2 protein-coding genes are annotated in these 2696 nt (G+C 61.1%); both read right to left on the bottom strand.

What is annotated here, in order from left to right; all coding sequences use genetic code 11:
• Positions 1-1332: cbb3-type cytochrome c oxidase subunit I (locus tag EN994_RS26060; RefSeq protein WP_127307924.1), on the bottom strand; the 1332-nt coding region annotated here is incomplete at its 3' end.
• Positions 1333-1347: 15 nt separating this feature from the next.
• Complete coding sequence (gene cyoA / locus EN994_RS26055; protein ID WP_013531506.1) at positions 1348-2517, bottom strand: ubiquinol oxidase subunit II; 1170 nt, start codon at positions 2515-2517, stop codon at positions 1348-1350.
• Between the last annotated feature and the right edge of the window lie 179 nt (positions 2518-2696).

Genomic DNA, 2696 nt, shown 5'->3' with positions numbered 1-2696 from the left:
GGCAAACAGGCCGAACAGCACGCCGCCGATGATGACGTTGTGGAAATGCGCGACCAGGAACAGGCTGTTGTGGAGCACGAAGTCGGCCGGCGGAACGGCGAGCAGCACGCCGGTCATGCCGCCGACGGTGAAGGTCAGCATGAAGGCGACTGTCCACATCATCGGCAGTTCGAAGCGGATGCGGCCGCGGTACATGGTGAACAGCCAGTTGAATATCTTGGCGCCTGTCGGGATCGAAATGATCATCGTGGTGATGCCGAAGAACGAGTTGACGCTCGCTCCCGACCCCATGGTGAAAAAGTGATGCAGCCAGACGAGATAGGACAGGATGGTGATGACGATGGTTGCGTAGACCATCGAGGTGTAGCCAAAGAGCCGCTTGCCGCAGAAGGCCGAGGTCACTTCGGAAAATATGCCGAAGGCCGGCAGGATCAGGATGTAGACCTCGGGGTGGCCCCAGATCCAGATCAGGTTCACGTACATCATCGGATTGCCGCCGAAGTCGTTCGTGAAGAAGTTGGTGCCGACATAGCGGTCGAGAGCCAGCAGGGCCAGCACCGCCGTCAGCACCGGGAAGGCGGCGACGATGAGCACATTTGTGCAGAGCGCGGTCCAGGTGAAGATCGGCATTCTCATCATGGTCATGCCAGGCGCGCGCATCTTGACGATGGTGCAGACCAGGTTCACGCCCGACAGCAGCGTGCCGACGCCCGCCACTTGCAGCGCCCAGATATAATAATCGACACCGACATCGGGACTGTAGCCGATACCCGACAGCGGCGGGTAGGCGAGCCAGCCGGTGCGCGCGAATTCGCCGACGAACAGCGACATCATGACGATGACCGCGCCGCCGACCGTCATCCAGAAGCTGAAATTGTTGAGGAACGGAAACGACACGTCGCGCGCGCCGATCTGCAGCGGGACGACGAAATTCATCAGGCCCGTCACCAGCGGCATCGCCACGAAGAAGATCATGATGACGCCGTGCGCGGTGAAGATCTGGTCATAATGATGCGAATTGAGATAGCCTTCCGAACCGCCGAAGGCCATCGCCTGCTGGAGTCGCATCATGATGGCGTCGCTGAAGCCGCGCAGCAGCATGACGATGCCGAGCACCATGTACATCACACCGATGCGCTTGTGGTCGACGCTGGTGAACCATTCGCGCCACAGATAGCCCCAGAGCTTGAAATAGGTCAGCGCGCCGACGAGGGCGATGCCGCCCAGCGCGACGACAATGAAGGTCGCGACCACGATGGGCTCGTGCAGCGGCAGCGACTCGAACGTAAGCCGGCCGAAGATCGCCTTGAGAAGAGCAGGATTGTCGAACATGTCTTGCGTGGCGCCTCAGGAGTTGAAGGGCGACCGAAGCGTGCCGGTTGCGGAAGGTGACGGCAGTCGGATCGACAGGGGCAGTGGCCGTTGCAGACCAGCGCCGACTATCGGCGTCGAGGTCATCGGCGTGGCGGATTGATCAGCCTTCGAAGCGGCCAGTGCTTCTTCGGTCGTGCATATGCTGGCGACATAGGATGGGGCGGGGCCGAATATCGTGCCGCGCCGGGCGAACTTGTCATACAGCAGCGGAAGGGTGTTGCGGATGCCGGCCATTCCCAGACCGCCCTTGGCATCGATCTGCGACATCTCGCTCATGCACATCTTGCCGGGCTCGACGCACATGTTGAGGATCGCCTTGTAGAGATCGCTATCCACCGCCGCATAGTGGCGCACGGGTTGGTTCTCACTGGGCTGTTCGAGCTCAAGATAGCCGTTTCGGTCGAGCTTGCCGCCGCTGTCCTTTGCCTTCGCGATCCATGCCTGGAAACCGGCATCCTCGAGGCCGTGGAACGCGAAGCGCATTCCCGAGAAGCCGGCGCCGCTGTAATTGGCAGAGAACCCTTCATAGTCGCCGGACTTGTTGATGACAGCGTGCAGCCTGGTTTCCATACCCGGCATCGCATAGATCTGGCCGGCCAGTGCTGGAATGTAGAAGGAGTTCATCACCGATGCGGAGGTAATGCGAAAGCTGATCGGCCGGTCGACCGGCGCAGCCAGTTCGTTGACCACGGCGACGCCGTATTCCGGATAGATGAACAGCCATTTCCAGTCGAGCGCGACGACTTCGACCTCAAGCGGGCGCACGTCCGGCGGCAGCGGCTTGCCGGCCGCTACACGTCCGATCGGACGATAGGGGTCGAGCAGATGGGTGCCCATCCAGGTCACCGCGCCCAGGCAGATGATGATCAGAAGCGGCACAGCCCAAATGACGAGTTCGAGATGGGTCGAGTGGTCCCAATCCGGCTCGTAGCGCGCCTCGCGGTTGGACTGGCGGTATCGCCAGGCAAAGAATATGGTGAGAGCCATCACCGGTATGATGACGATCAGCATCAGTGCCGTGGACACCATCAGCAGGTCGCGCTGCTGCTCGGCGACGTCGCCGGCAGGGTTCAGGACGACCATGCTGCAGGAGCCGAGCGATGCCAGCAGGGGCAGCAGGAAAAGGGTACGAAGACGGCTCAATGTATGACCTGTCGGTTGTTCCCCCCAGTGCTAACCGTACCGCGGCGATGAAGGCATTGGACAATTTGTCCAATGCCGCAATGACGCGGCAGGCGTCATCAAAGCATCTGGCCCGCGCACATGGCAAGCGATCGTATGAGACCGCGGCGGGGCGACGGAGAATGCTGTGAGCCCAACTT

The organism is Mesorhizobium sp. M7A.F.Ca.CA.002.09.1.1, assembly GCF_003998555.1.
Taxonomy (GTDB): domain Bacteria; phylum Pseudomonadota; class Alphaproteobacteria; order Rhizobiales; family Rhizobiaceae; genus Mesorhizobium; species Mesorhizobium ciceri.
The sequence above is the reverse complement of the archived record's forward strand: the minus strand, read 5'-3'. Positions and strand labels throughout refer to the sequence as shown.